Source organism: Riemerella columbina DSM 16469 (assembly GCF_000374405.1).
In the GTDB taxonomy this organism is placed as follows: Bacteria; Bacteroidota; Bacteroidia; order Flavobacteriales; family Weeksellaceae; genus Riemerella; species Riemerella columbina.
This window is the reverse complement of record NZ_KB894220.1, coordinates 14,560-38,711: the sequence shown is the minus strand read 5'-3', so window position 1 is coordinate 38,711 and position 24,152 is coordinate 14,560. Positions and strand designations below refer to the sequence as shown.

Here is a 24,152-nt window from a genome sequence, read left to right as displayed (position 1 = left end):
AAGCCTTTATACTCAACTTGGTAGCATCAAAGAAATGGCAAAACAAGCCGAATTATCCTATCCCACCATGCGAAACAAAATGGACGATTTAATAGAAAAAATTCAACAACTCAAAAATAAAAAATCATGAAAATCAAAACACTATGGAATTCTTTCGCAAGTCTATCCGACCAAAAACTCACCCTTTGGTCGATAAGTGCCTTGATATTATTTTATGCTGCATGCCTGATAGGTTCTATCAAAATGGACGGAATCCTTCATTTGACTTATGCCAATAGTTGGAAAGAAGTTTTTATCAACAATTCGTTGGTCATTGCTACCACTATAGTAATATTCTATACACTCGGCAAACTTTTCAATTCCAAAACCCGCTGGATTGATATTTTTCAGACCATAGCCATTTCCCTAATCCCAACAATTTTGATGGTGTTGATTACAAGTATTCCGGCTATTGACGAAGCAATAAAAACCATTGCTGACACAGCACAAAACCCAGCCGAAATAATGAAAAACACCACCGATTTACTACTCGTTACCATTTTTAGTTTAGCGATGTTGCCTTTGCTTGTTTGGAATATAGCCTTGCTATTCAACGGATTTCGCACCGCTACCAATACTAAAAAATGGTTTCATATCGTTTTGTTTTTTGTGATCCTATTTATTATGAATTCACTCACTCAAACCTTTATATTATCATGAAAAAAGTCAGTCTTATTATCAGTTTAATCGTTAGTTTTCAATTCCTATTTGCACAAAACCCTATTGGCGATTGGAAAGGAGAACTACAAGTTATGGGTACCAAATTACCTTTGATTTTTCATGTTAAAAATCAAGAAAATCAGTACCGAAGCACTATGGATAGCCCAATGCAAGGAGCAAAAGATATTCCTATTCAAAACACCATTGTTCGCAACGATTCGATTATTTTCGACGCCTCGAATATTGGGATTCAATACAAAGCAAAAATCACAGATGAAATCATCGAAGGAACATTTATTCAAAATGGTATGCACTTACCATTAAAATTAAAACGCTTAAAAGCCAACGAAAGTGCATTAAACCGACCGCAAACGCCACAACCACCTTTTCCTTATGACAACAAAGAGGTAATCATCAAAAACATCATCGAAGGAAACACTTTGGCGGGAACACTCACCACACCCAAAAATTTCGATAAAAAACAACCCATTGTCGTATCTATTACGGGAAGTGGCTCTCAAAATCGTGATGAAGAACTTTTTGGGCATCAACCCTTTTTAGTGATTGCCGATGCTTTGGCCAAAAAGGGCATTGCTTCACTTCGTATGGACGATAGAGGTATTGGAGGCTCAGAAAAAGGGAAAGACGACCCAACAACCGAAGACTTCGCTGGCGATATTGCTTCGGCAGTAAATTATTTACAACAAAATGGCTTCGAAAACATTGGACTTATCGGACATTCCGAAGGCGGAATGGTTGCCCCAATGGTGGCATCTAAAATGCCAGAAATTCATTTCATAGTACTTATGGCAGCACCTGGAATTCCTATCAAACAATTGATGTTACAACAAAATCAAGCTATATTGGCAGATAGTGGTTTATCTAAAGAAATGCAACTCCAAAGTAGCAAGTTTAATGAAAAACTATACGATTTTATCATTAATTATAAAGGAACAGACCTTGCTGTGGATTTGGATAAACATTTTAAAAGTGATTTCTATGCGATGTACAATCAATTAAACGAACAACAATTAGAAATACAATACACTTCATTAGTCAAAATGCTTCAATCGGCTTGGTTTCAGTATTTCATCCAATTCAATCCAGAAGCGTATTTATCCAAAGTGCAATGTCCTGTTTTGGCGCTCAATGGTCGATTGGACAAGCAAGTTGCTTCAAAAGAAAATTTGGAAGGCATTCGTGCGATTTTAGAAAAAAATCACCACAAATCATTTAAAATCATCGCCTTTGACCAACTGAATCATCTCTTTCAAACAGCCACTACAGGCTCGCCTATGGAGTATGCACAAATTAAAGAAACCATGGCACCCACAGTGCTTAATACCATTGTAGAATGGATAAAATCAATCAAATAACCCCGAAATATTTGATTGCTCGTAGCCTTCGTCAATCAATAAGTTGTTAGAATTGGTGGCAGCAACGGCCAATTGGTCACAGTGTTCATTCTCTGGGTGTCCGTTGTGTCCTTTTATCCAATGGAACTGAGGTTGGTAAGTTTTATATAAAGGTATAAAGCGTTGCCATAAATCTGGATTTTTTACTTTTTTATAGCCTTTTTTTACCCAACCATAAATCCAGTTTTTATTGACCGCATCGGCTACATATTTACTATCGGTATAGATATGAATGTTGTGATTGAGACTGTTGATTTTTTCTAATGCGACAATAACAGCGAGTAGCTCCATACGGTTATTTGTGGTTTTTCTATAACCTTGGGAAAATGTTTTTTCGTAATTTTTTTCAGGCACTCGCATCACGATGCCATAGCCTCCTTTGCCAGGGTTTCCACTACACGCTCCGTCTGTATAAATTTCTATCGTCATTAGAATGGCATTGTGTCATCATCTTCAAGATTGTTCATAGAAGAACCCGAAAGATTTGGGTGATCTGGAATATCAAAAGCCGCACTGGGTTGTACGGTTGTTCTAATGGTTTCAAAACCGCTCGGAGTTTCAAATTGTCCAAAATTAGAATCTTGGTAACTGCCATAAAGGTCTAAATCGCCAAACTTTGCAATTTCTTTAATAAATGAAAGCCTTACTTCCCCCGTGGCTCCATTTCTATGCTTAGCGAGGATGATTTCTGCCTGATTGGTAGTGCTGGTCTGTGCACCTTCCTCATCATTATCCCAAAGGTCTATTTTGTAATATTCTGGACGGAAGATAAACGATACAATATCCGCATCTTGCTCTATCGCCCCCGATTCCCTTAGGTCGGACAATTGTGGGCGTTTATTAGTTCTAGCTTCCACGGATCTAGATAACTGAGAAAGGGCAATGATTGGAATATTCAACTCCTTTGCAATCGCTTTTAAGGAACGGGAAATAGTGGAAATCTCTTGTTCTCTGTTACCGCCTTTGCCTACATTTGCAGTCATTAATTGAAGGTAATCTACCATGATGATTTTTACGCCGTGCTGCATGACGAGTCGTCTGGCTTTAGCTCTAAAGTCAAAAATGGATAACGCTGGGGTTTCGTCAATGAATAAAGGGGCGTTTTCCAAAGCCGCTACATTATTAAAGAGGCGTTGCCATTCTTCATCGGACATTTGACCTTTACGCAATTTCTCTGACGAAATCCCCGTTTCCGAAGAAATCATCCTCGTAATCAACTGCACCGAAGCCATTTCTAAAGAGAATACCGCAATAGGCACTTGGTGTTCCACAGCAATATTTCTCGCCATGGATAGGATAAATGCCGTCTTACCCATACCTGGACGCGCGGCGATGATAATTAAATCCGAATTTTGCCATCCACCCGTTTCTTTATCCAGCATTTTAAATCCAGAGGGAATCCCTGAAAGCCCTTCTTTGTCTTTTAAGGCTTTAATTTTTTCAATGGCTTCGCTCACTAAGGTGCTGGCGGTGTCGAATCCTTTTTTAATGGTACCATTAGTAATATCAAAAAATTCTTGCTCGGCACGGTCGAGTAGTTCAAATACATCGGTAGATTCCTTGTAGGAATTATCTATTACCCCAGCCGAAACATTGATGAGCCGCCTAAGGATATACTTTTCTAAAATTACTCTGGCATGGTACTCAATATGAGCAGAAGAACCCACGGCAGTTGTTAAGTCGATGATATAGCCATCGCCACCTGCCATTTGTAGTTTTTCTTGCCTTTTCAGCTCTTGGATTACCGTCATGATATCAATGGGTTTATTATCCCCAAATAATTTCATAATGGCTTTATAGATTTCCTGATGCCTAGGATCGTAGAACACCTCTGGTAGCAATAGGTCATAAGTATCGTCTAGGGCTTTTTTATCAATCATAAAAGCACCAATCACCAAACGCTCTAAATCAATCGCATTAGGTGGCATTTTACCCTGAGAAATAGACAATTCTTTGGCTAAATTTTCATTATTTAATGACGAAATTGTATCCTTTTGTACCATAGGGCAAAGATAAATCTTTTATAGGTTAAAGAAAACTAATGTTAGAAACTAGTGGATATGTTTTTTTTAGTGTTGATTATGAGAGGTATATCAACACTTTATAAATGTTAATAACTTTTTATATAGCACACAACTCATTAAAATAGATTAAATACAAATTAATTCTCTAAAATAGAGGTTTTATCGCTATTGGCTTTACTAGTAAGGGATAAAAGGAGATTCTGTTCCTATAAGTAAAATTGGGTAACTCCCTAAAAATTAACTACCTTTGCAACCAAATTAAAACAATTATGATAAGCGAAAAAATAGAACAATTACTTAACGATCAAATTACTAAGGAGCAATATGCAGCTCAATATTATATGTCGATGTCGGCTTGGTTTTACAACGAAGATTTAGATGGTATTGCCAATTATTTTAGAGTACAAGCCAAAGAAGAATTGATGCACGCAGATAAAATTTTTGATTTCCTAAACGATTTGGGCGGAAGAATCAAAATGGGGGCTATAGAAGCACCGGCTCAGGATTTTAAAAACGTACAAGACATCTTCGAAAAAGCTTTAGCTCACGAAAAAGAAGTAACCAAAAGTATTTTTAATATTTATAAAACTGCCACTGACGAAGGCAACTATGCCACAGCATCTTTTATGCAATGGTTTATCAATGAGCAGGTAGAGGAAGAAGCTTCCGCTTCTCAATTAGTTGCTAAAATTAAAATGGTACAAGATAATAACTCTGCACTCTATTTATTCGACCAGGAGTTAGCACAGCGCACATTTCAAGCAGAAAGCGAAGCCTAATAATAAAAAATTATTTGTAATTTTGTAAGCCTTACGATATGTAAGGCTTTTTTTAATCATTAAAATTACGATAATATGTATACCTATGGTGTAGATTTTCTAAGTATAGAAAATGTTTTAGATATTTTAAACCATCCTCATAAAGCGCAACTCAGCGAACAATCTAAACAGCAAATCCTTAAATCTGAAGAAAATGTTCAGAAAATTGTAGCCTCAGACCGTACTGTTTATGGCATCAACACAGGCTTTGGTCCGCTATGCGACACTAAAATTTCCGAAGAGCAAACGACACAATTGCAGCACAACTTACTCATCAGCCATGCCGTAGGGGTAGGCAAACCTATCGACAAAAAAATATCAAAACTGATGATGATTGCCAAAGTACACGCCCTTTCTAAAGGCTGTTCTGGAGTATCGTTGGAAATGATAGAACGGTTGATATTTATGCTGGAAAAAGATTTAATCCCAGTTGTGCCAGAACAAGGTTCGGTAGGGGCGTCTGGGGATTTGGCGCCATTATCTCATTTAGTATTACCGCTCATCGGATTAGGCGAAATTTGGGTAAATGGTAATCCCCAACCTGCAGGAGAAGTATTAAAACAACATGGCATGGCCCCTTTAAAGTTAAAAGCTAAAGAAGGCTTAGGGTTAATCAACGGAACGCAGTTTATTTTGGCTCATGCTATCTATGGCATAGAAAAAATGGCGTATCTTTTAGACTTAGCAGATATGACCGCTGCCATGTCGCTAGAAGCTTATAGAGGTTCGGCAAGTCCTTTCAAAAAGGAGTTGCATAGTATTAGACCATATGAAGGCACGCAAATGGTAGCCGAGCGTATGCGCCAATTTTTAGAAGGTTCGGAGAATCTTAGTTGCCATGAAAATTGTGGTAGAGTGCAAGACCCCTATTCCATTAGATGTGTACCACAGGTGCATGGGGCAAGTAGAAATGCTTACCTTCATTTAAAACAAATGGCAGAAACAGAATTGAACTCTGTAACGGACAATCCCATCGTAATTAGTGCAGAGGAGGCAATTTCGGGCGGAAATTTCCATGGGCAACCAATGGCGTTGCCTTTAGATTATGCTACATTGGCGGCGGCAGAATTGGGGAATATTTCGGATAGAAGAAGTTACTTGTTGATAGAAGGAAAATACGGTCTACCAAGATTATTAACAGACAGCGAGGCGGGACTTAACTCTGGCTTTATGATTCCGCAATATACCTCAGCGGCGTTGGTTACCGAAAATAAAACTTTATGCTTCCCTGCATCGGCGGACTCTATTCCTACAAGCTTAGGTCAGGAAGACCATGTGTCTATGGGCAGTATTTCGGGTAGGAAATTCAACCAAGTATTGGATAATCTGGTAAATATCTTAGCGGTAGAACTAATGTATGCTGCCCAAGGATTAGAATTTAGAAGGCCATCGATATGTTCGGATATTATAGAAGAAAACTTTAGTATTTTGCGCTCCGCAGTGCCAAAGCTAGAGGAAGATAGACTCATTGGTAAAGATATGCACGCCATCGCCGAGCTTATTAAAGATAGAAAATTCAGAGTCAATTTTTAGCCATTGATAATAGTAATAAACAAAAGCCCTTTGGAAGAAACGATTTCCGAAGGGCTTTTTGATTTTTAACATCAAAAAATAATAAAATATTTATCTTGAAAAAGACCATACGCTATAAGCATCGTTTAACTATTTTCTACCGTAGCAGTATAAAATACCCTTAAGGGTATTTCTAAAAACCCTCATAGGTTTATTCAAAAACCCTTGAGGGAAAAATATAAAACCCTTAAGGATTTTATTCTATGGATACTTATTAAAAATCTATTTCTACGCTATACCTACAATAAATTATAGTATACTACATAGTTTATAACATCTTTATGAATAAGATAAAGAATTACTATAACTTCAGACCAATACTCTTATAAAAAACCGCCTCAAAAGTATTTTTGAGGCGGCTATAAGCGGTTGTTTATTAACTCACATAGGGTTTATTTTAGCGTAACATCATCTACTTGCATCGTAGTTGTAATATCCTTATCTCCTAAATATTGGAAAATGATAAAGCCATTCCCCGTGGCAGGTATTGTAACTTCTCCACTATCTATCCACTGGGAACCGTTACTAGAAGTGTTTCCCTTTGAAATAGTAAATTTGGAAGTAATATCCACCAAATCATTTGGATTTAGCTCTGTGCCAGGTTTATATTTTGTAGTATAGTATACTTTTAACACATCTCCCTTATAGAATCTATCTTGTGTCTTAAATGATAGTTTTGAGGTTCCTGTAAAAGCTGCTGGCATCATAAAGTAAGTACTAACAGGTTCATCACCTTTATGTCCATATGCTTGTGCTTTCAAATATCTATTATTATCTGTTTTGTAATAACCTTGCCCCCAAAATCTATTTCCAGATGCACTATAATTTATAAATCGTGCGTCGTCTATATCGTAGTATTTTGGACCTTTGTTAGACAGCTTTTCAAAATTTTCTGTAAATGATGATTCATAGACGATATTCGTGCCACCATAGACTTTAGAACTATCCAAGAATCTCGGCTGATCAAACTTTACATCATTTAAATCTCTAATATATAACTGCCAGGTTACATTTTTACCAGAAGTATATTTAGAAACTACTACAGTAATATCTCCACTTTCTTGAGGCATTATTTTACCTGCAAATCTAGCATAGCCACTATTCCTTAATACGGCTTTGTTTCCATCTTTATCTACTAAAGTTCTATCAGAGTTTAAATTGTTCACCACATCGGCGTAGGTTAACTTTCCATCTGCTTCTGCAAACTGTACATTTTTGATAGTTACAAGAGTATTAATATTTTCATCTTTAAGGACATCTGTAAGGTTATCATAAACCATAGGCTTTATAGCAGCAATATCCATTTTATCACCACCACAGACTCCAGAAATAAAATCTATCATTTTGGCCTCTTGAATTTGCCCAGTCGGTTTTTCGTAACCAAGTTTTACGACGCCTCTATCCTCCCCTACAGAAAGTCCTTTAGCTCTAACTCTAATGTGTGCACCTACAGGATAGTCGGTATACAAATTACTTTTGTTAATTGCAATCTGAATTCCGGCAGTTGGGTTTTCGGGATTGTCTTGAATGGTTAATTGTTTATAAAAATTCCCACCTTCGTCACTAGAGATAACATAACCATCGAAAATTACATCGTCTGTAATTACATGATTACTTTCATAAGTTGGAGGTGCTGGTGTAGGGGCTAATTGTTTAACCGCAGTAATACTAGAGTTTGCAGCTTCGAACTGATTGTCGCACTTAAATTTCGGCACATCGAATTCATCATTTTTCACACAAGAGGTTAAGGCTCCGAAACTCGCCAAAGCCATTAACGAAATTTTTAAATATGTTGTTGTTTTCATTGTTTTAATAATTAAGATTAAAATCTAAGTTGTAAATTGATAAAGTAACTTCTCCCTTGAGTATAGAAATATTTAGGAGCAAAATTTGGATATTCTCTATCAAAATCTTTTTTAAAGTCCGCGTAATTTACATTTCTAGTTTGTTCAAAGCCACCTGTAGCATAGCTTTTATTATCTAAAAGATTGTTTACCGTAGCTGTAATCATTAGATAATACCTTCCAAATAACCAAGATTTCCCTGCATTTACATTAAGGAAATATGCTGGTGCCAATGCCACTTGTTTGGTAATTCGTTTGTATTCTGCCTCATCTAGCCCAGCATAAGGAGTACCTGTATTAGGATTGTTAACAAAGAAATCTGAACGCAATAATGGTGATGGATCTAAGTAATTTTCACCTAAATAGTTCCAAGTTGCTCCAATCCACCAATATTTTGGTGAGCTGTATTTAAGCCCTAATGAATAAGCCTCTTGCGGCGTACCTCCTTGTCTAAAGTTTTTAATATACGATTTTCCATAGTCTTTATATGACAAGCCATTAGAGAACTTCCCTACGGCGTCTGACACGAAATAGACATTCGGGTTATTTCTATATGTAAACTGTCCATAGCTGGCAACACCACTTGTAGTAAGAGTAGGGGTTATCTTAACTTCTACTCCAAGCTCTCCACCAAGGTTTCTTCGTTCTACATTAGACATCACTTGGGTTACAAAGGCGCTACGCGTATTGGTAGTGTTTCCGCTAGCGTCTACATCGCTTAGTTTAATTCCATCGGCAAAGAAACGCTGTACATTAGTTCCGTTTTGGGTATCTATTAAATACGCTGTTGCTCTCAGCTTAAGTGAAGGGGCATTAACCACATAACTTAAATCATTTGCATTGACCAACATATTCTTAATAAACGGCGCCGTAGTATTATTAACTCTTGGATTGATAAACAAATCATTAAGAATAGGAGCTTGAGAATAATATGCCCCATTATATACTAAGAAGTTTCTTCCATCAATTTTGTAGATTATTTGTCCTTTCAAACCAAAATTCCAAAAATTATAATCTTGAGATTTACCTAATGTATCAGGATACAAATAATGATTGAATTTACCTTCTCTAGAATTGGACGCGTAAGACGCCATTGCTGAAACAAAGACATCAAACTTACCTGCACCAAATTTTAATGATGGATTAATATCCACTTGTTGTTTACGGTAGGTATAATCATATCCAATCTTATCCCCAACTTTTTTATTCGGATTAGCTTCACCATCATTAAAATATCCCGAAAGTTTAGGTTGATTAGAACTTGCAAATGGGTCTGCATTGAGAGCGTATTCTGCACCTAATAAATCTTTAACTTCTCTATATTGATCGGACGCGTAATTCAGGTAAGATACATTAAGGAAAAACTGTGTATTATCCGAAAAATTGTGGGATAGATGTGTAGAGGCATTCCAAACTTTGTCATCATTAACATCATTCACGAGATAATAAACGGCTTGTTTTCTATTTTGATTCGCTCTATAAAGTCTTTTCCAATTAATTTGCGTATAATTTTGATCGTTATTAATCCATCTATTTTTAACTACTTCTAATTGTTCCAGATCACCATTATTAGGGTTGTCTAGCCCTAAAATAAAACTTGGAAGATTTCTGTAATATAAAGGTGATGGGTTCTGTGCATTGTACCAATCTAACCTAGAAGCCTTGTCCTTACCGAATTGGTAAGATACCGTGGTCCACAATTGAGTATTTCTATTTATTTTCCAATAATCAGTCAATTGGAATATCGGTTGAAAGCCCGTTTTCACTCTTTCGCTTCGTTTTTCACCATCTTGCCAACCCCAGTAGGCATTATAGTGTACTCCTCTATAATCTACTACTTCTTGGGTATTCGGGCTAGCAGTACTTCTTCTATATGGCGAACCTATATAATTGAATATTATGGTATGTTTATCGTTTACCTTTTTTTCCACACCTAAGTAAGTACCATAAGCATCATAGAAAGTTCCTTCTTGAATCCCTTCTTGTGCCCATCTTCTAGCCCCCATTACTGTAAAAGCCCAGCCATTTTTATTCATTCCTGATGAATATCTTAAAGCTGTACGGTATCGATAGTTCCTATTAACAAGCGATTGTGTCAATTGGAAACCTTTACGATGCTCACTAGGTTTAATATTTTTATAAATTACTGAGCCTACACCTCCAAAAGCATATTCAGATGGGGAATGGTTTACAGCAATTTCTGGATAGCGTAGAACTTCATTCAATCCACCCCAATTTCCGTAGTCTACATTCCCATTATCTGCATTTGCCATAGAAACCCCATTCATCATCACGCCATTGGTTCTTCCATCAATTCCCCTTGGACGGAACCAATAAGCACCTAAATCAAAGGCTGCAATATTACTGAACACATCTCTGGAAGATTGCAACAGCCCTAATGTAGGTTGAGACTCTACGCCATCAGCATCGTTCACATCATTAAGAACAACAATACCTTGATCTGCGTTAGAAAGATTAGAGTAAAGAGTAATAACCCCCAGATTTTTCTTTTTTTCGTGCTCAGCAACATCAAATTCTAACACCTTTTTTTCGTAATTAGGCTGGGTTACCATCAACTGGTAGTGTCCTGGCATCAAATCCACTAGTTGGAAATAACCGATTTTATCGGCTTTCACATCTTCATCAGACTCTCTTAAATCCACCATTGCATTTTCGATGGGTTTCCCATCGGCATCTTTCACATAGGCATACACCGTAGTTTGTGCGTAGTAAAATGATGCGGGCAATAGAGAGAACATAGAGATTAATGACAATTTTTTAATCATAACATTCTTTTTTACCTTGATTAACTTGAATAAATCAATTATTCATCTACAAAATTAACCTATTTTTATGAAAAGGAATCAGAATTTTAGGATTTTTTTGGTTGATATTTATCAAGCCCATCAGAAGTCTTTTACCAAAGGCGATACGCCTAAGTTCCTTTATTTATGCGAATATATTTTCCTTTTTTACTCAGAAATTAATTAACTTTGTTGCATTAAAAAACAATAAACATATTGTAATGAAAAAAATAATCTCACTATTAGCCCTAAGTATTTTTGTAATGGGCTTTTCCCAAAGAGGAAAACTTAGAAAAATGGCTGCCGTAGGATTTTATAATGTAGAAAACCTTTGGGACACTATCCCTTCTGCCGACTATATCGACGGTACGCTATCCCCAAGCAACCCTAATTTCCACAGAAGTATCCCCGTAGATTCTGTACAGGTTCTACCACACGAAGACTACAGAGGCGAATGGTCTGACGCTAAACTCATCGGAAAAAAAGTAGTGCGTTACCAAGGTTCTAATGAAGACTTTACCCCACTAAGTGGTAAAAATTATGGCACCAAAATTTATAATCAAAAATTAGCCAATTCTGCCCAAGTGATTTCAGAATTAGGAGTATCAGTTACCAAAACTGCTCCAGTTATTGTAGGGCTTTTAGAGGTAGAAAACAGACAAGTAGTACAAGACCTCATCAACCAACCTGCACTTAAGCGTTTTGATTATGGTATTGCTCACTTTAACTCTTACGATTATAGAGGAATTGATGCGGCTATGATTTATCAAAAAAGAAGATTTAGCCCCACTTATATCACCAAAAAAGAGCTTAAACTCTACAACCAAGAGGGGCGCCGAGAGTATACCAGAGACTTACTCGTAGTTTCAGGTTACTTAGACGGGGAAAAGGTTACAATTTTTGTTAACCACTGGCCTTCTAGAAGAGGGGGTGAGGCAATTTCTCTACCTAAAAGAAATGCGGCTGCACAACTCCTAAGAAGCCAAATGGATAGTGTAAAAGCATTGGATCCCAATACTAAAATTATCGCTATGGGCGACTTTAATGATGACCCCATCAGTACCAGTCTTCGTGATTATGTAAAAGCTGTGGGTAAGCGTAAAGATTTAAGTCCAGAGCATCCATTTTTAAACTTGATGTATCCACTTTATAAAAAAGGGGTAGCCTCACTCGCTTATAGAGATGCACCAAATTTATTTGACCAAATTATCGTATCTGAAAACTTAGTTAATAACAATAATCCAAAATCTTATACTGTATACAAAACCGAAGTCTATGCACCGCCTTATCTCATCAATAAAGAAGGTAGTTTTAAAGGCTATCCATTCCGCTCTTGGAATGGCGACCAGTTTACGGGTGGCTATAGTGACCACTTCCCAGTATACACTATCCTTTCCAAAGAAGTAGATTAAAACTAAAATCGCCGCACTCCATTCTGAATGCGGCGATTATATTTAAAATTCATATCCTAAACCAACTAGGAAGAAACTTGGACGGTTGTCATATTTCACTTCTTGTGTTGCTCCGGCGGTTACAGTTTTAATAAATTTTCTCTCATCCTTAGAAAAAGCGCCTTCGTAACGCGCATTGATTACCAATTTTGAAACTCTTACATTAGCCCCTAACTGGTAACCAACAGTAAAGTTTTTAGTCGCATTTTCCTTAAAATCGTGATATGTATTTTCCTTTGCTAAATTATAAGATGCCACAGGTCCTAAAAATACATTGATGTTGCTCACCCCTACATTATACCCTAAAAGCACGGGCACATCAATTCTATTGCTTACTGCTTTCAGCTCTACATCAGACCCAACATTTGTTTTACTCGCAAAGTGAGTGTAGTAGATTTCTGGCATTACAAACATCGCCGTAGCAGGCAAATCTACTTTGGCAGAAAATCCAACATTAAAGCCTGTAAGGTTCTTACCTTTATTATCTACAGCAGAAGCTATATTGCCCTTTAAATCTTCCCATTTTGGTGAGCTTGCATTGAACAATACATTGGTTCTAAATCCAAAACTGACTTGTGCCATCATTAATGATGATGAGGCGATTGCCAAGGTCATAAATAACTTTTTCATTTTTTAATATTTTTATTAATAATTAATCTTCTAGACTCGTTTGATTGTTTTTCAGCATGGTTTCTCTTACTTGCTTAAACAACGCAGAAGAGTAGACAAAGTCTATCAAATGTTGATTGGTGGCTCTTACGATAATATCTTTATTCCCTTCCCACTCTTTCACTCCATTTCTGAGGTAAACAATATTTTCCCCTATCGTCAGTACCGAGTTCATATCATGGGTGTTGATGATGGTGGTGGTTTTATATTCTTCTGTAATTTCGGCAATCAGCTCATCTATTACTATCGCCGTATTAGGGTCAAGTCCAGAGTTTGGCTCATCACAAAATAAATATTTTGGATTATTTACAATAGCTCTTGCAATGGCTACCCTTTTCTGCATTCCACCAGAAATTTCAGAGGGGTATTTCGTATTGGCATTTTCTAGATGTACTCTTCCAATCACTTCTTTTACGCGTTTATTCTTTTCTGTAAAGGTCAGGTTTGTAAACATATCCAGCGGGAAAGAGATGTTTTCTTCCACCGTCATAGAATCGAACAAGGCACTGCCTTGGAATACGGTACCAATTTCGGAACGGATTTGTTCTTTTTCCTCTCTACCCATGGTCACCAAGTTTCTACCATCGAACAAAATACTTCCCGAGGTAGGCTCAAAAACATTGAGTAGGCATTTTAAAAATACCGTTTTACCAGAACCCGATTGTCCTATTACCAAATTGATTTTCCCAGTTTGAAAAGTTGTGGTAATTCCCTTAAGGACTTCTACCCCATCAAAACTTTTTCTTAAATCTTTTACTTCAATCATTAGCTTAAAAATAATTGGGTTGCTACAAGTTCCGCGATGATTATCGTTACCATTGTCCACACCACCGCCTGAGTACTGGCACGCCCTACTTCTAGAGATCCCCCTTTTACATTATACCCAAAATAGGCTGGAATGGTGGCGATTAAAAAGGCAAAAACTACCGTTTTAAAAAACGCATACCATATAAAATAATTGGGCATATAGTTCTGTAACCCCGTAATATAATCTGCCGTCGTCCAATTGCCCGTAGCAATCCCTGCTAAATAGCCACCATAAATACCAAATACAATACTAATGGCAATTAGTAACGGATTGAATATCACATTGGCAACGATTTTGGGCAAAATTAAAAAATTAGGTGAATTCACCCCCATAATATCTAGTGCATCTATTTGCTCTGTAACCCTCATGGTTCCAATACTAGAGGCAATATAAGACCCTACCTTACCTGCTAAAATTAAACTGATAATGGTAGGTGAAAACTCTAATATTAAGACTACTTTAGTAGCATAACCAATAAATTCTAATGGGATAGGAATTCTAGAAGCACTAAAGTTATTATACATCTGAATGGCAACTACGGCTCCCACGAATACGGAGGTAAACAACACTAAACCAAAAGAATTTACTCCCAAATCATTAATTTCCCTCATCAACAATTTGAAAAAAATATTATGCTTCTGCGGGCGTTTCATGACCTTGCCCAGCATCAAAATATATTCTCCTACGGAGACCAACATTTTTCTAATTAACTTTAACATACTGCGAAAATAGTATTTTAAATTGAATATTTACTTATTATTGAGCATTTTCGTCACCTTTAGTCATCAAAATTAAAGTTTTTAAAATAATGACCATATCTAACCCAACACTCCAATTTTTGATATAAAACATATCCATCAACGCTCGTTTTTCCATTCGCAAATCTACATTATCACCATCTCCTCTTAGTCCATTTACTTGGGCTAAGCCTGTAATCCCTGGTTTTACTAGACTTCTCATTTTATAGTGCTCTATTTTGGGCTCATAGAAATTATCTACGGACAGCATATGGGGACGAGGCCCTACCACACTCATTTGACCAAGCAATACATTAATAAATTGAGGGGTCTCATCTAGACTTGTTTTACGAAGCCATCTTCCGATTTTAGTAACTCTTTTTTCAGAAGGTAATTGTTCATCGGAACTCATCGTTCTAAACTTTATACATGGGAATACTTTTAATTTCTGTCCGTACCGTTCTTGAACAAAGAGTATAGGTTTTCCACTATCCCACCAAATTAAAAGAGCTAATATCGGAAACAACCATGTCCCTATCAATATTAAAAACAATATGGAAAATAGAATATCAAATCCACGCTTTAATAGTCTTTGACTAAAGAAATCCAGTGGATAGCGGGTTGGCACCAATACGGGAATCGCCTCAAAATACCTCAATTCATATTGCGAAAAATGGCGATATAGTACATTAGGAACAAAATTAAGCTCTACTCTATATTTTTCGGCTACTTGACTAATACACTTTATAAGGTCTTCATTTTTCTTAGCTTCAGAGGGGAGAAATACCACATCTATACCTTGTTGACGCCAAAATGTAGCGAGCTTCTCTATATCTTCTAATGGGTGATGGTATTCAAAAATTTTGTATCCGTAGTCCGTTCTTTCTTTTATCGTTTGTTTAAGAATGGAAGTCATCTCATCCTCAAATAAAAACATCACATTCCTATGATTTTTCCCTAGCGAACGATAGTACTTTAGCGATGAATAAGTGATAGTTTTAAAGACTACAAACAACATCATTAAAGCACCAACCGTAATATAACGCCGCTCTTCAAAATTAATTTTTGATGAGAGTTTTTCTAATACCAACATTAGAATCGCAAAGAAAATCAATTGCTTGAACACCCGTTCCATATGTCGGGTATAGGTAAGCGTTCGTGGCACATGATAGACTTTAGAATAGCCACTTACCAAAATCCATATTGCCGCTGCCACCAGCATAAACAAAAGGTAATTTTCCCAATTTAGCCCTAGATTTCCCAATGGTTTCTTGATAAAGCCATAAAAATAAATCATCAGCATTAGCAAATCTGCTGTGATAAACAATGGCCTTATATATCTTGAATATCGGGTTTTCTGCATATCAAAAATTATGGAATATTAAGATATTTGTGGGTTTGAACTGAAGCTTGCCACTGTGGATGTTCTAAAATATAATCCGTAATCTTAGGGTACATTTTATCCCGCTTACTCCATTCACTTTGGAGGTAAAGTTTACACTGCTGCCCTACTTTAGTCGCCTGCTGTTCTGCAAATATAAAATCATGCTGATTGAAAATAATACATTTCAGTTCATTTACTTTTGGATAGATGCTTTCTTTCGGCAGACCAGTCTTCTTTGGTGATAGACACACCCAATCGATATGCCCTGTCATTTCATAAGCGCCTGAAGTTTCAATATGGATCGTGCAACCCAAACCTTTTAATTTTCGGGTTAAAATTTCCAGATTCCACATTAATGGTTCTCCACCAGTAAGCACGATGGTTTTGCAATAACTGGCGGCAATGGTTGCCACTTCTTCAGCATCCATTAATGGATGAAGATTTGGATCCCAACTTTCCTTTACATCGCACCAATGGCACCCTACATCACAACCACCTAATCTAATAAAATAAGCCGCTTTTCCCGTATGAGCACCCTCGCCTTGTATGGTATAAAAATGCTCCATTACGGGGAGCATCTTGCCTTGGTTAAGTAATTGTTGTTCTTCAGTATTCATCAAATATAATCCCTGCTAATTTTGTGCAAAGATAAGGTTTTTTGTAGCTAGTGTACCAATATACTAATGTAAAAAGTATTACTGATGTATGAATATACCAGTATAGCAAATACAACTGTACAATGATACATTTTACATTACCCCTTTGTAGGGTTAAAAATTAATTGTAAATTTGCCTCCGTTATGTTACACATTTTCACAGATATAAAATTTTCTCAAAAAAACTACTCCAATAATTTGGTAGTTTCAGAAAATTGTGTAAACACACACACACACACACACACACACACACACACACACACACACACACACACACACACACACACACACACACCAGTGCGAGCGTTCTTATCACGCGCGTAATATTTAGAAAATCTTTTAAATATGCAAGTCTTGTAGCTTTTTCTTATATAGTTAAAGCAATAATTTTTGCATTAAATTTAGTTTTAAACTCAATAAATACCTCTCTCGAAAAGGCTCGAGAGAGGCTTTTTTATGTCTTAAAATATCAAATAATATTCACTTTAAAAAAAATAACACTATGAAAAAAAGTATTTTACTTTTATCTATGCTCACTATAGGGGGTAGCCTCTATGCACAGCAAGAACAAGGTAGAGTAGGGATCAACACCTCTACACCGAAAGCCACTTTAGAGATTGGGGTAGCCAATACTAACTCAAAATCCTCTACTAACGAGGGACTTATTATCCCAAATCTAAGTAAAGATAGGGTAGCGAATATGGCAAATCCTGAGGTATCTACCTTAATTTTTGTAAAAGGGACGAGTTATAGTGGTAGCGATGCGAGAGTATCTGAAGTTATAGCTGATGGCTACTACTATTTTAATGGTACTAAATGGGTAGGTTTAAAAGGGTTACCAGGAGCAACGGGCCCCAAAGGAGATAAAGGAGACACTGGAGCAACAGGACCAGCTGGTGCTAGAGGACCGCAGGGTGTTGCAGGTCCCAAAGGAGATAAAGGAGACACTGGAGCAGCAGGGCCGGCTGGTGCTAGAGGACCGCAGGGTGTTGCAGGCCCCAAAGGAGATAAAGGAGATACTGGAGCAACAGGGCCAGCTGGTGCTAGAGGACCGCAGGGTGTTGCAGGTCCCAAAGGAGATAAAGGAGACACTGGAGCAGCAGGACCAGCTGGTGCTAGAGGACCACAGGGTGTTGCAGGTCCCAAAGGAGATAAAGGAGACACTGGAGCAACAGGACCAGCTGGTGCTAGAGGACCGCAGGGTGTTGCAGGCCCCAAAGGAGATAAAGGAGATGCTGGAGCAACAGGACCGGCTGGTGCTAGAGGACCACAGGGACCTTCAGGTGTAGTAGCGGGAGCTAGAGGGATTACTTACGATGCTCAGAGTAAAACGGTAGCCTTACCAGCAGGAAGCAATAATAACCAAGTATTAAAATGGAACGGTACTGCCTGGGCTCCAGCTACAGAAGCGACTACCAATATTTACAATGCTAATGGAACCCTCACCTCAGAAAGATATGTGAACCTAAACCACCAAAAATTACATTTAGATAATGGGATTACAAATATTTCTGACGGTTCTTGGTTTCCATTAATTGTAAATAGTACCAATTCAGGCGGTGGAGGTGTGGCCATACATCCTAATGATTTTAGCAAAAGGGTAGAGCTCAGTGCAACAAAGGATGGTGATTTTCGTATCTGGACAAATGGAGGAGATAAAGTTTATCTTAATAGAAGTACAGGAAATTTAGGTATAGGCACATCCACCCCACAAAGAAAGTTGGATATTTTGGGAAGTGCAAGAATTGTAGGATCAGAAGGAGACCATTTATTAAGAATACAAAAAAATGGAAGTTCAGATTTTACAGATATAGTAAAAAGAGCTAATGGGGTATTCCTTATTTCAAATAATACGAGCAATGCTTGGAAAGGAGGCTTATCCATTAACTCAGAAGGAAATGTTGGCATAGGGCATGAAAGTCCTACAGAAAAGTTAGATGTAGCAGGAAAAGTTAGAATAAGTTCATTGGCTGGTAGTGGTAATAAATTTGTTTTAGCGGATAATAATGGTACTCTATATAAAGGTCCAAATATTAATACGCCGGTTCCAGAATCTAATAGTAATATGGGATATGTATATGCTGATAACGACGGAGTCCTTAACAAAGCAAAACAAGTAACAGAAAGAGTAACAAGAAATGACTGTTTTACTTACCCTAGTAATCCTGAAGAAGATAATAACTATGACATACCCATTTCAACGCCAGTAAATATCATTTTTGGAGGGACTATAACCAAAATAATAAATTTTGAACACACCTTTTATGCATATGACGATTGTCAAGACCCAAATGAATTTTTTGGGATATGGTATGTAGGAACTCAAGATAATTATATGCCTTATAATAAAAAATATAGAATTAAAGGTTCAAATATTGAGTTCTACCAATGGAATTCTGGAATTCCCAATAGTTCCGGAACAAGATGTACACCAGCAACTCTAACCAAATGTTACAGAATCACTGCCGATGTAATAAAAACATTTAATTAAAAATAATTAATATAAATAAAAATGTATGCGATACTAGAACGAATTCAGCATTACAGAAAGTTATAAATATCCTCCTCTTACAAAAAGCGAAAGGTTTGTGATATGAGTGCAGTAAGCCATCACAACCCGTTAGCCATCGCCTGCCATCCTACTAAAATAGGGGATTATCCCTACAAAAAATAAAGTTTAACCCATAAAAAGTAAACAATGAATACACTAAAAGCCTGGTTGCGTCCCAACCTCCTCACCAAAGATGACCCTAATGATTTTGTGGCCATTCCGCTTTCCAGCGGTAGCATTGGCATTACCGAAGTGATAGAAGCCCTAAAGAAAGAGGGCATGGAAATCCAAACGGAAACGGCATTGGATATTATCTCAAGGTTTAACCGTAAAACCTCAGAACTGGTACTGAATGGTTATAGCGTTAATACCGGTTTGGTCTATATGCGCCCCGCCATTAAAGGCGTTTTTTATGACAAAACTTGGGATAAAGAGAAGCACTCCGTATATGTGGCGATGAACCAAGGGACAGAGCTAAGAAAAGCCTCGGCAGAAACCAAAGTAGAAATCCTTGGCGAACAAGCCAGCCCTATGAGCTTGTTCAATATTACCGATAAAGCCACAGGCAATACAGACGGCACGCTTACCAAAGGTAAAAACGCAGAAATCAAAGGGACTTATATTAAAGTTTCAGGCGAAGACCCTAAAAATGGTATTGTCTTTAAAAACTTAGACAACAACCAAGAAACTAAGCTCCCAATGGAAAATATCGTCCTCAACGAACCTTCGCGTTTGCTCATCCTCGTCCCAGCAGATTTAGCTAATGGCAACTATGAGGTGAGCGTAACCACGCAGTTTAGCAGAAGCGGTACGCTACTAAAAGAGCCACGAACCGAAGCCCTATCTACAACAGTTACCATTGCTTAACTATATAACGCCTTTTTACCTGATAGTAAAGAGGCTTTTTTATTTACTACCGCTCTCTCTCCCCATTACAATAGGACGGTACCTCATACGGTAATATGATAGGGTATCATACGATAGTATGAGACAGACTTACCTTTTGGTAGTGATATTACTAATTTTCTCTACCACCGTTTGGGTGGCGTTAGGCTGTTGGTGTATATAAAATTCGGCATTTTTACCCATTCGTATTACCATATCTTTGTTTTGTAATAAAGTTTTGATAAAATGGATACAGTCTTTAGGCTCGGAAAATGATTGTCCACCGTTGGCTTTAATCAACGCATCTGCTTCGGGATTTTTTCGATAATGATTTCCAAACAATACAGGTACCCCATAAGTTGCCGCTTCCAAAATATTGTGCAGTCCCGCCGAATGAAAGCCACCGCCTACCACCGCGATATCGGCATAAGCATACAACTTAGATAACCAACCTATACTATCTATAATTAACACTTTAGCCTCTTTTAATTGCTCGGTCTTCTGCTCAATATTGGAGTAAAGCAAAGCATCAGGAAATAGCGTTTTAATATGTGATACCCGTTTTAAATCATGAGGTGCAATGATTATTTTAATATGTTCCATGGTGTTGATCCCTTGTGCTATATTTTCTTCTGCTTCCCAAACACTTCCAAAAATAACCAGCGGATTATCTTGTTTAAACACTTTAATAAAAGGAACTTTCTGGGCTTGATGTTTGATGGCTTTTACCCTATCAAAACGCGTATCCCCAGAAACGGATGATTGCCTTAAGCCAATAGAGGTGGCTAAGTCCATAGAGGTTTGGGTCTGATGAAAAAACCAATCCACAGACGGTTGCAATTGCCTCACAAACCATTTTCCATAAGGTCTAAAAAATACCTGCGACGGATAAAATAATGCCGACACCACAAAGACTTTAGCCTGAGCCTGCTTTAAAGCCTTTAATAAATGATACCAATAGTCGTATTTAACGGTAAAAAATATTTTGGTATCAAACGCATTGACAAATTCTTGAACACTATTTTTATTATCAAACGGTAAATAGCAAATGACATCGGCAATATTATTTTTCTTTACCACCTGCTCGTATCCCGATGGCGAAAAAAAGGTGATTAATATTTTATAATCGGGATGTTTTTCCTTTAATGCTTGCAACACTGGTAGACCTTGTTCGTATTCTCCCAAACTGGCAGCGTGCATCCATAGGACTTTATCGTCTTTGCGAAAAGTTTGTTTCACTTTAGACAAACTTTCACGGCGACCCAACCACCCTTTTTGGATTTTTGGATTGAAATATTGCCCCAAGCGAAATCCAAAGGTCAATAATGAAATCAATATGTTATAAAAAAATGCCATCATCTATAAAGGTAAGAGACTATACCATATACCATTAATATAACAAATACCATAATGAATAACCCCACGGCATAAGGCTTATATTTTTTACGATGTTCTACTATCATCATTTTCATTAAAACAAAAAGCAAGAATAAAATGTCCAATAATAAGATCTTTGAAGTCAATTCACTTAACCAAAATTGCCACGCTTGATTTTCTAGCGTGATAGGTACGATAAAATTGGTGTTTTCTGGTGTTGAAGAAGTAAGATAGAATATAACAAAAAGTACTAACGCAACAGTAGGTAAAAAGAAAATCATCTTTTTTGTTCCCCAAGCATCTGGCGTTAAAGTTATATCAAAATGAACAGGAATTTTATTTGGCAATTTAGGGTATATCAAAACGGCTTTTACAAAAAGAAAAGCTAATATAAGTCCATTCAGTATATCAAAAAACAACAACATTATAATAGGGTTTTAATAAACCTAAGTTTATGCGTATGTTTATTTTGCTCTTGATTAAAAATTCCGATAGAATCTAAAACATCTATTCTAACTTTGCCATGGGCATGGATGATTTTGTTGTCTTCCAGCATCATTCCTACATGATGAATGTACCCCTCTTCATTTTCAAAAAAGGCTAAATCGCCCAATTGGGCTTCTTCTATAAAATCTAATACCACACCTTGTTCTGCTTGTTGATAGGCATCTCGAGGAATAGAAACACCATTGACTTTATATACCAATTGGGTAAATCCGCTGCAATCAATTCCGAAAAAACTGCGACCACCCCATAAGTAAGGAACATTTTCAAATTGCCTTGCCAACAGCCCAAGTGTTTCCCTTTTCGTTTCCGTTCCATCAAAAGCTTTATCCGACTCCACCTCAGCCCCTATAGATAAAAGTATCGTCCCGCTACCTGTAGTTACCACTTTATAAGGTTGAGCCACTAAAGTTATCTTGCGTTGTTCCAAAAATTCATCAGAAACAACTTTGAGTTGCTTGGTATCTACCCAACCTTCGTAGTCATCGAAGTGCATTTTAATTTTTGTCCAATTGGCTTGAACTTCCAGAACATCCGCAGATTCTCCATACAACATTTGCGTGACCATTTCGGCTTTATCCGATTTATCCGAACGCACGGGAACAACAGAAACTTGGGCAATGGCTTTTTTCATAAGGTAGATTATTTTTTAAGGGCTAAATTTAAACCATCTCGCAATGGTAAGATAAGGTTTTCAAAATCGGGATCTTCTGCTAATCGTTGATTGAGTTGTTTGATGTTGAGCGTAGATTTTTTCTTAGGATTTTCATCTAAAACTTTACCATACCACAATACATTATCAAACATCAGCACGCCGCCAGAATTGAGTTTAGGCTTCACTAGTTCAAAATACTGTACATAGTTTTCTTTATCGGCGTCTATAAAAACTAAATCGTAGGTCTCGGTAGTATGTTCTAAAAACTCTACGGCATTTTCTAACTTAAATTTTATTTGAGAAGCATATTCGCTTTCGGTAAAATATTTTTTCGGTAAATAGGCTAAATCTTCATTAATATCTAATGTGGTAATAGTGCCACCCGTGGCTAAACCTTCTGCCATACAAAGCGTAGCATAACCCGTAAATGTTCCTATTTCTAAAATAGATTTTGGGCGTAAAAGTTTAGAAATGATACTTAACAAACGCCCCTGCTGATAGCCAGAAATCATATGTGGCTGAGTAGTTTTTTGGTAGGTTTCTTTCCTTAACCGTTTTAAAAGCGCTGGCTCTTGGGACACATGATCTTCCAAATAGCGATCCATTTCTGGGCATTGTTCTTCAAAAAAACTCATAAATTTTCTTTCAATAGTTGTTCTACTTCTGATTTTAGTTTTGGTAAATGATTAATTAAAATCGCCCATATATTTTCATCGGAAATATTATCGTAAGCATGAATAATCAAGTTTCTTAACCCAATGATAGAGCGTGCCTCTGAAATATTTTCTAAATAAGTAGGGTCTAATTTAATTATCTTATTAACCGCTTCACCTATAATCTCTAAATTCCGTTCAACCGCTCTTTTGAGCATTACATTTTGTATATACGAAAAAAAATCTTTAGGTATCGTATTAAAAAAAGACTCTATCTCTTCAATAGAGTTGGATATATCGTAAAGATATTTTTCTACTTTATGAGACATAGACAGGCTGTTTTGTTTGGTTAATCGATTGGATTAAAATGGGATTCTTTAAAGTTTGTTGCTCTACTAAATCTACTTTCCTTTTAAATAATTGCTCTAAGCTCTCCTTTAAAGAAAGAAAATTATCAAAATACTGATGTAAATCCATGTCCTGAAACTTCACCAAAAAGTCTATATCACTACTCTCGTTAAAATCTGGCGTAAGCACCGAGCCAAATACAAACAAATCCTTAACCTTATGTATTCTACATAAGTCGTTTAATGTGGTACTTTGAAACTCTTGGACTAACATAGTACAAAGATAAATAAATTTCAGA

The 24,152-nt window shown here is 37.0% G+C and carries 23 protein-coding genes; 8 read left to right on the top strand and 15 right to left on the bottom strand.

Annotated features, from left to right (window positions below):
• Nucleotides 1–34: 34 nt before the first annotated feature.
• From C237_RS15180 to C237_RS0102710, 3 genes are read left to right on the top strand one after another with little or no spacing between them, the layout of a single operon-like run.
• Nucleotides 35–130, top strand: a complete 96-nt coding sequence (locus tag C237_RS15180) for a hypothetical protein (RefSeq protein ID WP_018674959.1) — start codon at nucleotides 35–37, stop codon at nucleotides 128–130.
• Nucleotides 127–699 carry a YIP1 family protein gene (locus tag C237_RS0102715; RefSeq protein ID WP_018674958.1) on the top strand — a complete coding sequence of 191 codons (573 nt, stop codon included), beginning with the start codon at nucleotides 127–129 and terminating at the stop codon, nucleotides 697–699. The genes C237_RS15180 and C237_RS0102715 overlap by 4 nt, the downstream gene beginning before the upstream one ends.
• Nucleotides 696–2,075: an alpha/beta hydrolase gene (locus C237_RS0102710; RefSeq protein ID WP_018674957.1), complete on the top strand. Its 1,380-nt coding sequence runs from the start codon at nucleotides 696–698 to the stop codon at nucleotides 2,073–2,075. Before C237_RS0102715 ends, C237_RS0102710 begins: the two co-directional genes overlap by 4 nt.
• Here the strand turns inward: C237_RS0102710 and rnhA are convergent.
• Both rnhA and dnaB read right to left on the bottom strand, forming a co-directional pair.
• Nucleotides 2,064–2,543 carry a ribonuclease HI gene (gene rnhA, locus C237_RS0102705; RefSeq protein ID WP_018674956.1) on the bottom strand — a complete coding sequence of 160 codons (480 nt, stop codon included), beginning with the start codon at nucleotides 2,541–2,543 and terminating at the stop codon, nucleotides 2,064–2,066. The two genes, C237_RS0102710 and rnhA, sit on opposite strands and share 12 nt — an antisense overlap.
• A complete protein-coding gene (dnaB, locus tag C237_RS0102700; RefSeq protein ID WP_018674955.1) occupies nucleotides 2,543–4,117 on the bottom strand; it encodes a replicative DNA helicase in 1,575 nt (524 codons plus the stop codon). Before dnaB ends, rnhA begins: the two co-directional genes overlap by 1 nt.
• 290 nt (nucleotides 4,118–4,407) lie before the next feature.
• On the opposite strand from dnaB, the gene C237_RS0102695 reads away from it, so the two are divergent.
• Both C237_RS0102695 and hutH read left to right on the top strand, forming a co-directional pair.
• Nucleotides 4,408–4,917: a ferritin gene (locus C237_RS0102695; RefSeq protein ID WP_018674954.1), complete on the top strand. Its 510-nt coding sequence runs from the start codon at nucleotides 4,408–4,410 to the stop codon at nucleotides 4,915–4,917.
• 75 nt (nucleotides 4,918–4,992) lie between these two features.
• Nucleotides 4,993–6,489, top strand: coding sequence for a histidine ammonia-lyase (gene hutH / locus C237_RS0102690; RefSeq protein WP_018674953.1), 1,497 nt, complete (start codon nucleotides 4,993–4,995; stop codon nucleotides 6,487–6,489).
• 431 nt (nucleotides 6,490–6,920) lie between these two features.
• Here the strand turns inward: hutH and C237_RS0102685 are convergent, their stop codons facing one another.
• Both C237_RS0102685 and C237_RS0102680 read right to left on the bottom strand, forming a co-directional pair.
• A complete protein-coding gene (locus C237_RS0102685) occupies nucleotides 6,921–8,333 on the bottom strand; it encodes a M949_1556 family lipoprotein (protein WP_018674952.1) in 1,413 nt (470 codons plus the stop codon).
• A 17-nt stretch (nucleotides 8,334–8,350) separates the two neighbouring features.
• The gene (locus C237_RS0102680; protein ID WP_018674951.1) at nucleotides 8,351–11,158 is read right to left on the bottom strand and encodes a carboxypeptidase-like regulatory domain-containing protein; all 2,808 of its coding nucleotides are present in this window, start codon (nucleotides 11,156–11,158) and stop codon (nucleotides 8,351–8,353) included.
• A gap of 239 nt (nucleotides 11,159–11,397) precedes the next feature.
• Here C237_RS0102680 and C237_RS0102675 point away from each other — a divergent pair, with 239 nt between their 5' ends.
• Nucleotides 11,398–12,588: an endonuclease/exonuclease/phosphatase family protein gene (locus C237_RS0102675; RefSeq protein WP_018674950.1), complete on the top strand. Its 1,191-nt coding sequence runs from the start codon at nucleotides 11,398–11,400 to the stop codon at nucleotides 12,586–12,588.
• 42 nt (nucleotides 12,589–12,630) lie between these two features.
• Here the strand turns inward: C237_RS0102675 and C237_RS0102670 are convergent, their stop codons facing one another.
• The 5 genes from C237_RS0102670 to C237_RS0102650 are packed head-to-tail and all read right to left on the bottom strand — an operon-like array spanning nucleotide 12,631 to nucleotide 16,842.
• A complete protein-coding gene (locus C237_RS0102670) occupies nucleotides 12,631–13,257 on the bottom strand; it encodes an outer membrane beta-barrel protein (protein ID WP_026315450.1) in 627 nt (208 codons plus the stop codon).
• A gap of 22 nt (nucleotides 13,258–13,279) precedes the next feature.
• Entirely contained in the window at nucleotides 13,280–14,062 is a 783-nt protein-coding gene (locus C237_RS0102665) for an ABC transporter ATP-binding protein (protein ID WP_018674948.1), read from the bottom strand.
• Entirely contained in the window at nucleotides 14,062–14,823 is a 762-nt protein-coding gene (locus tag C237_RS0102660; protein WP_018674947.1) for an MlaE family ABC transporter permease, read from the bottom strand. Before C237_RS0102660 ends, C237_RS0102665 begins: the two co-directional genes overlap by 1 nt.
• Before the next feature lie 37 nt (nucleotides 14,824–14,860).
• Entirely contained in the window at nucleotides 14,861–16,204 is a 1,344-nt protein-coding gene (locus tag C237_RS0102655; protein WP_026315449.1) for a sugar transferase, read from the bottom strand.
• A gap of 8 nt (nucleotides 16,205–16,212) precedes the next feature.
• Nucleotides 16,213–16,842 (bottom strand): 7-carboxy-7-deazaguanine synthase QueE, encoded by a 630-nt coding sequence (locus tag C237_RS0102650; protein WP_018674945.1) that lies wholly within the window; start codon nucleotides 16,840–16,842, stop codon nucleotides 16,213–16,215.
• Between the two features lie 541 nt (nucleotides 16,843–17,383).
• Between C237_RS0102650 and C237_RS13850 the strand changes: the two genes are divergently transcribed.
• Both C237_RS13850 and C237_RS0102640 read left to right on the top strand, forming a co-directional pair.
• Nucleotides 17,384–19,372, top strand: coding sequence for a collagen-like domain-containing protein (locus C237_RS13850; RefSeq protein WP_018674944.1), 1,989 nt, complete (start codon nucleotides 17,384–17,386; stop codon nucleotides 19,370–19,372).
• A gap of 207 nt (nucleotides 19,373–19,579) precedes the next feature.
• Nucleotides 19,580–20,299: a DNA-binding domain-containing protein gene (locus C237_RS0102640; RefSeq protein ID WP_018674943.1), complete on the top strand. Its 720-nt coding sequence runs from the start codon at nucleotides 19,580–19,582 to the stop codon at nucleotides 20,297–20,299.
• Nucleotides 20,300–20,428: 129 nt separating this feature from the next.
• Here the strand turns inward: C237_RS0102640 and C237_RS0102635 are convergent, their stop codons facing one another.
• The 6 genes from C237_RS0102635 to C237_RS0102610 are packed head-to-tail and all read right to left on the bottom strand — an operon-like array spanning nucleotide 20,429 to nucleotide 24,127.
• On the bottom strand, nucleotides 20,429–21,673 hold the full coding sequence (locus C237_RS0102635) for a 3-deoxy-D-manno-octulosonic acid transferase (RefSeq protein ID WP_026315448.1): 1,245 nt from the start codon (nucleotides 21,671–21,673) through the stop codon (nucleotides 20,429–20,431).
• A complete protein-coding gene (locus tag C237_RS0102630; RefSeq protein ID WP_018674941.1) occupies nucleotides 21,673–22,119 on the bottom strand; it encodes a DUF1648 domain-containing protein in 447 nt (148 codons plus the stop codon). Before C237_RS0102630 ends, C237_RS0102635 begins: the two co-directional genes overlap by 1 nt.
• Nucleotides 22,119–22,832 carry a C40 family peptidase gene (locus C237_RS0102625; protein WP_018674940.1) on the bottom strand — a complete coding sequence of 238 codons (714 nt, stop codon included), beginning with the start codon at nucleotides 22,830–22,832 and terminating at the stop codon, nucleotides 22,119–22,121. The genes C237_RS0102630 and C237_RS0102625 overlap by 1 nt, the downstream gene beginning before the upstream one ends.
• 8 nt (nucleotides 22,833–22,840) lie before the next feature.
• Nucleotides 22,841–23,488: an O-methyltransferase gene (locus tag C237_RS0102620; protein WP_018674939.1), complete on the bottom strand. Its 648-nt coding sequence runs from the start codon at nucleotides 23,486–23,488 to the stop codon at nucleotides 22,841–22,843.
• Nucleotides 23,485–23,835 carry a HepT-like ribonuclease domain-containing protein gene (locus C237_RS0102615; RefSeq protein ID WP_018674938.1) on the bottom strand — a complete coding sequence of 117 codons (351 nt, stop codon included), beginning with the start codon at nucleotides 23,833–23,835 and terminating at the stop codon, nucleotides 23,485–23,487. Before C237_RS0102615 ends, C237_RS0102620 begins: the two co-directional genes overlap by 4 nt.
• Nucleotides 23,825–24,127, bottom strand: a complete 303-nt coding sequence (locus C237_RS0102610) for a nucleotidyltransferase family protein (protein WP_018674937.1) — start codon at nucleotides 24,125–24,127, stop codon at nucleotides 23,825–23,827. The genes C237_RS0102615 and C237_RS0102610 overlap by 11 nt, the downstream gene beginning before the upstream one ends.
• Nucleotides 24,128–24,152: the final 25 nt, after the last annotated feature.